The 6370-nt window shown below is 36.6% G+C and carries 5 protein-coding genes; 2 read left to right on the top strand and 3 right to left on the bottom strand.

All coding sequences use genetic code 11. The features are described from left to right. Together gltA and B4C08_RS09870 are read left to right on the top strand one after the other, a co-directional pair. Nucleotides 1-1122, top strand: a 1122-nt coding sequence (gltA, locus tag B4C08_RS09875) for an NADPH-dependent glutamate synthase (protein WP_296664960.1), incomplete at its 5' end; no start/stop codon positions are given. A gap of 240 nt (nucleotides 1123-1362) precedes the next feature. Then, complete coding sequence (locus B4C08_RS09870; protein ID WP_296664958.1) at nucleotides 1363-2235, top strand: GerMN domain-containing protein; 873 nt, start codon at nucleotides 1363-1365, stop codon at nucleotides 2233-2235. Here B4C08_RS09870 and B4C08_RS09865 read toward each other — a convergent pair. The 3 genes from B4C08_RS09865 to B4C08_RS09855 form a co-directional block, all read right to left on the bottom strand. After that, complete coding sequence (locus B4C08_RS09865; protein WP_296664956.1) at nucleotides 2232-3572, bottom strand: GGDEF domain-containing protein; 1341 nt, start codon at nucleotides 3570-3572, stop codon at nucleotides 2232-2234. The genes B4C08_RS09870 and B4C08_RS09865 overlap by 4 nt on opposite strands. Before the next feature lie 205 nt (nucleotides 3573-3777). Continuing rightward, nucleotides 3778-4743 carry a hypothetical protein gene (locus B4C08_RS09860; RefSeq protein WP_296664954.1) on the bottom strand — a complete coding sequence of 322 codons (966 nt, stop codon included), beginning with the start codon at nucleotides 4741-4743 and terminating at the stop codon, nucleotides 3778-3780. Nucleotides 4744-4864: 121 nt separating this feature from the next. Further along, nucleotides 4865-6370: proline--tRNA ligase (locus B4C08_RS09855; RefSeq protein WP_296664952.1), on the bottom strand; the 1506-nt coding region annotated here is incomplete at its 5' end.

Genomic DNA, 6370 nt, shown 5'->3' with positions numbered 1-6370 from the left:
CAGGAAAAACAGTGCCAGGGACAGTGCACGGTTGGAAAGGTTTATAAATCTGCTGAAAAGGCTGTTTCAATCGGCCGTTTGGAACGCTTTGTTGCCGACTGGGAACGCGAAAACAATAAAGTTACAATGCCGGAAATTGCTCCGAAAACAGGAAAAAAAGTTGCCGTTATTGGCGCTGGTCCTGCAGGACTTACTGTTGCCGCTGATTGTGCGCGCGCTGGCCACGATGTTACTGTTTTTGAGGCATTCCACAAAGCCGGTGGCGTTATGATGTATGGAATTCCTGAATTCCGACTTCCAAAGGCAATTGTTCAGAACGAAATTGATAACCTTAAAAAAATGGGCGTTAAGTTTGAGTTGAATTTCCTTGTTGGCCGAACAGACACTTTGGATCAGCTTTTGACTGAAAAAGGTTTTGACGCAGCCTTTGTTGGAACTGGCGCAGGTCTTCCAAAATTCATGAAAATTCCTGGTGAAAATTTAATCGGTGTTTTCAGTGCGAACGAATATCTTACACGCGCAAATTTGATGAAAGGCTACGACAAGGAACACGCGGCAACTCCAATTTACGAGGCGAAGCACGTCGTTGTATGCGGCGCAGGAAACGTTGCAATGGACGCGGCGCGAATGGCTTTCCGGCTTGGAGCAGAACAGGTTGATATTGTTTACCGCCGAACACGCAAGGAAATGCCGGCTCGTCTGGAAGAAATCGCGCATGCGGAAGAAGAAGGCGTAAACTTCCGCTTCCTTGAAAATCCAGTTGAAGTTTTAGGAAATGAAGAAGGGCGCGTTTGCGGCGTAAGAGTTTTGTCTTACGAGTTGGGCGAGCCAGACGCTTCTGGACGCCGCTCGCCGGTTGCAATTCCTGGCAGTGAACACGAAATTGCCTGCGACGCAATGATTGTCGCTCTTGGAAACGGTTCAAATCCGTTGCTTGTTAAGACAACACCAGGATTGAATCAGGACGCAAAAGGTCATATTGCAGTTGATGAAAAACAGGCAACCAGCAAAGCTAAAGTTTGGGCAGGAGGAGACATTGTTCTTGGTGCGGCAACCGTAATTCTTGCCATGGGCGAAGGACGAAAAGCTGCGGCTGGAATCAACGAATATCTGGCGAAATAAAAACGGGCAAGGGATTGTAGTGGCGGCGAAGCCGTTCAAAAGTGGCGATTGAGTTTTGCGAAATGCCGCTTTTGAATGAGCGATAGCGGAACCACGGAAAGCCCGGTTTTTGCGAAAGCAAAAATGACCCAAAATAAAGATTAAAGAAAAATTGAATGACCGAAGTTTTTTGTGGCTTCGGTTATTTTTTATTATTTGAAGAAAATTTAAATTTCCGACGAAAAATTCCGATAAAAAAGTATGGCTAAGAATGGAAATAAAAAAAATAGCGGACTTCTTGTGGCAATCTTCTGTGTTGCCATTATAGTTTTAATAATGTTGTTCTTTATGAAAAAAGACAAAATTGTTGGCAATTTAAAAAAGACAAACTTTTTTGAACGGGTTGGCGTTTCTACTCCAGAGTTTGTGATGAATCATCCTGAAAATAGCGAAGAAATGGAAGAACCAATTGAAATAGATCTTACTGGAAAAAAATCGGATGCTAAAAAAACAACTGAAAATCCTGCTGAAATTAATAAAATAGAAGAAGAAAATCTAAAGAAATCTGAAAATCCAGTTGAAAATCAAAATGAAAGCAATAATTCAAAAAAAGATTCAGATGAAAACAAGGTTGCGCAAGAAAATAGTTCAAACGAAACTGTAGAAATAAAGAAGACTGAAAAATCGGAATCAAAAAAAGAAGTTTTAACTACAAGAAAAGCAAACCTTTGTTTTATAAGTATTGATTCTGATGGTTCTGTTAGCAGAAAAATAGTTCAACGCTCTATGCCAAAAACGGACAGTCCGCTTACAGAAAATATAAAAGCGCTGCTGCAAGGTCCTTCTTTAGAAGAAAATAAGATGAATTGCATGACGCTTATTCCTAAAGGAACTCGGCTTATTGGTGCTTCTGTAAAAAATGGAATTGCAACTTTGAATTTTAACGAGGATTTTGAATTTAACACTTATGGCGTAGAAGGTTGCATCGGGCAGCTTATGCAAATTGTCTATACGGCTACCGAATTTTCGACTGTAAAAAGCGTTCAATTTTTAATTGAAGGCGAAAGAAAAGACTATCTAGGAACAGAAGGGCAGTGGATTGGTTCGCCGCTCAGCCGTTCAAGTTTTAACTAGTCTGTTTCGAATGAACTTTTTTTATCTAAGAGCATATTTTCGTAGCTTTTTTGAAAATAACGCATAACGTTGTTTGAAGTTTTGCTTGTTACGGAATAGCCAAGAGAACAAGAAAGTGGAATTTTCTTTGTTTTTGAAAAGGCTGAGCAGTCGGATTTTATATTCTTAAAGAAAATAGAAATTTTTTCCTGAAAGTACATTGGTAAATAAAATAGAAAAACAGTTCCAGTCATGCGGAACATTTCTGTTTTATTTTCGTTTTGCATTTCTTTTAATGAATTTATATTTTTGTGCAGGATGTCTACAAAAGTCTTAATGTATGTGTCTCCTTTTGTAATTCCAAGCTCTGTATTTATTTTTTCTAAATTGTTTATAGAAGCACAGACTAAAAGAAATTGTGTTTTTGAAGTATTCGTGGTGGATAAGAATTTTTTTTCGAAAACAATTCTGTTGCTGCAATTTGTTAAATTATCAGTGTAGGCCAAGTATTCAAGTTGCTGCATTACATTTGTATAAAATTCCATTTTAGAGATTGTCAAATAATAACCAATAATATTGTTTGAATCATCAAAAATTTCTGTGAACACTGCGTAGTATAGCCGTTTGTCTTGTACTCCGGAAAGATAAAACACTTTTTTTGTATTGTCGTCGTTTGGAATTCCTAATTTTTGAAACTTTTCGTCAGGAAATAATGTTTTGTACTCATCAAACTGTTGTGGTTGAATTTCATAAGATTTAAAGAAACTTTTTGCACAAGCATTTGAATCTATGTAGATTTTATTTTTATTAAATATTATTACAGAATAAGGAGCGGAATCAAAAAATTGATTGTTAAAAAATCGGTTCGTTTTATTTACATCTTGAAAATAGACTGTTATAAAAGTTATTAAAGTTATATTGAAATTGCCGAAAGTGTAAAAAAATTCTGTATATTTCTGAAAAGAATAACTAATTTCTTTGTTTACTGCAAATTTGTATAAGTTTGAAGCTAGCAAAATCATTACAGCAAGGCTATTTACAATATATAAAAATCTTTTGTTTTTACCAGGAAAAACAGAGCGATATAGGTATAAAAGTTCCGAAAAAAGCATTAAAAAAAAGCAATATACAAGATGAAAATAACTTGCTAGTCTAAAGGAGGTTTTTCCGTTTTCATAAGAAAAGAAAAAATTCGTGCCATTAAAAATAGCAAGAAAAAAATATAAAAAAGAAACAACGATGGGAAACGATAATAAAAAGTATATTTTTTTGTCCAAATACTTTTCTGGTTTTATACATATTCTGTATGCTGAAAGAAATAAAAAGAATGCTCCAAATTCGCTCGTTACAAAAGCCAATGAACGAAATGTGATTAACGTGTATGGTTCTACAAAAAGATAGCGAATTCCGTCAAAAAGAAGCCAAGTTCCAATCATAAATTCGCCAAGGCTGCAAGCCATACCAATAGAGCCTTTTCGGCTTGATTTTGCAAAAAGAAATGCAAATATAAAGCATGTAAGAGAAATAAAAATTCTGATTATTAAACTAGTTGATTGTTCCAATTTATTTTGTTTTATAACTACTAACTATTGCATCAAAGTATTTTTTATTTTTCTCATAGATGCTTAAAAATGTTGTAATAGAAAAAAAAGAATATCCGTTTTCTAAAGGTGTTATGATTTTAATGTTTTTTGTAACTTCAGAAGTTTTTGAATCGTAAAAAATTCCTTCAATAATATAATTTTTATCTTTTTTATTCCAACTAGAAGATTTTAGTGTTTGCCAATCTAAAAAGGTTGATTCAGAACTTAAAAGCATTTGTCTGTGAATAAATTTTAAATCTTCGTTTGGAAGAGAAGCGTAGGCGACAATCGCATTATCGCCATAAACGAATAGATTTTCCATTTTTTGAGTCCAGTTTTTATCCAAAACAAAGGATTGTCCGTCTGGAGTCTGAACTTCTTTTGAAGGAGCTTTTTTGATTTTTATATTTTTATGGTTTTTGGTTATTTTTGGATTAAAAAAGCCTTTAAAATTTTCAAAACTTTTATCTTCGTTTGAAGAAATTCTTCCTATTGTTGCAACTGAAAATACTTTTTTTGCTTCGTCTTCGTTGTAGACTGATTCAATGTTAAACAGAGGAATTATTGTATTCCAGTTGATTTGTGTTGTTCCTCCAAATTGAGCAAAGTTTTCATTTGAAGTAATTTTTCCTGAAAATTCAAGTTCGTCTTGAGTGCCAGAAAGAACGTTGTTCTCTACAAGTTTTATGCGGCGAGCAGTAAATTCATATAGCAAATCGTGCATATAGTTTACAATTTCTAAATCTTCACTTGTTAAAAGCTTAATATTTAGGACTTTTTCGCCTGTAAGTTCTAACCTATTTGCCTTCGGATTTATTGTAAAAAAAATCTGAACTTCCTTTTCTGGAAGCTTTGCTTCTTTTTCTGCAGGAGCATAGTATCTTGCAGAAAAAGTTTGCGGGTCGTAAGTTAAAAATCCAATGTAGCTTTCTCGTTCAAAAGACAAATCCCTATAATAAATATATTCACCAGGTATGTCTGGAATTATTTGCTTAAATCCGGGAAGAGCAAAAATAGTAGAAAGAGAGATTAATAAACTTGTAAAAAATATAATCAGTTTTTTCATGTTAGTTGTTCAAAGCGGCAAGCTCTGCTTCTACAATTTTTTTGATTTCTGAAGCTGCGTTTTCTGCCGGAATAAGTTTTGCTTCCGATTCTTTGCGGAGCTTGATTTCCACGTTAGGAAGATTTTTTTCGCCAACAACAACGCGGACAGGAATTCCTATAAGGTCAAAGTCCTTGAACTTTACGCCTGGACGTTCGTTTCGGTCGTCAAGAAGAACTTCGATTCCTGCGTCAGAAAGTTCATTGTAAAGTTTGTCGGCAACTTCTTTCATTGTTCCGTCATATTTTACTGGAACGATTACAACCTGGAATGGAGCGACTGTCATTGGCCAGATGATTCCGTTTTCATCATGATATGCTTCGATGATGCTTGCCAAAGTTCTGTCTACTCCGATTCCGTAGCAGCCCATTGTTGGAGTTACAGGTTTTGCGTTCTGGTCAAGGAATGAAACGTTCATGGCTTTTGTGTATTTGTAGCCAAGCTTAAAGATGTGGCCAAGCTCGTTTCCTTTTTTCATGTAGAATGTTCCGCCACATTCAGGACATTTGTCGCCTGCCTTGCAAGTTCGAACATCTGCTGTCATGAATGGAGTGTAGTCGCGTCCCGGCTCAATGTGTTTTAGGTGGAAACCTTTTTCTCCGGCTCCGCCAATGCAGTCGTGCATTGAAAGAGTTGATTCATCAGCCAAAACAGGAATTTTTAGTCCGATTGGTCCAACGAATCCATGCGGTGCGCCAGAATATTTTAAAACATCTTCATCGTTTGCAAGTTCCGCGCCGCTTGCCTTTAAAACTGAAGCGAGTTTTGTTTCGTTTACGTCAAGGTCGCCGCGAATCAGGACGCACCAGAATGTTTCCGGATAATAAGTTTGTCCGCCTTCTGTGACAGTTTTTGCATTTTTGTATTCTTCGTTCGCAGAAAGGTTGATTCCGCAGTTGTAAACTTTGTAAATCAATGCTTTTAAGAATGTTGAGGATTTCTGGTTAAAGAATTTTTCCATATCTTCAATTGAAAAAACGTTTGGAGTCGCAACTTTTTCTGTTGGAAGCTCTGTTTTTTTCTGTGGCTCACCATTTGAATCTAAAGCAGTTTCTTTTTGGCAAGAGGCTTTTTCAACATTTGCGGCATAATCGCAGTCAGGGCAGAGCAAAAGAGTGTCGTCTCCAACTTCGCTTTCTACCATGAACTCTTCTGAGCCTGATCCGCCCATTGCGCCTGTGTCGGCTTTTACAGAAATTGTTTTAAGGCCGAGCCGTTTGAAAATTCTTCGGTAAGCAGCTGCTGTTGCATTGTATGATTCGTCTAAAGATTCATCGTTTTCGTCAAAGGAATAAGCGTCCATCATGATGAATTCGCGTCCGCGCATTACGCCGTATCTTGGGCGGATTTCATCGCGATATTTTGTGTTGATTTGATAAACCATGAAAGGAAGCTGCTTATAAGAAGAAAGTCCTTCGCGAATCAATGCTGTGAACGCTTCTTCCGCAGTTGGAGAAACAACCATGTC

It is taken from the genome of Treponema sp. UBA753 (assembly GCF_002297325.1).
In the GTDB taxonomy this organism is placed as follows: domain Bacteria; phylum Spirochaetota; class Spirochaetia; order Treponematales; family Treponemataceae; genus Treponema_D.
The sequence above is the reverse complement of the archived record's forward strand: the minus strand, read 5'-3'. Positions and strand labels throughout refer to the sequence as shown.

Coding starts and splice junctions, on each gene's coding strand:
- B4C08_RS09870 (WP_296664958.1), top strand. CDS start 1,363: ATGGCTAAGAATGGAAATAAAAAAAATAGCGGACTTCTTGTGGCAATC.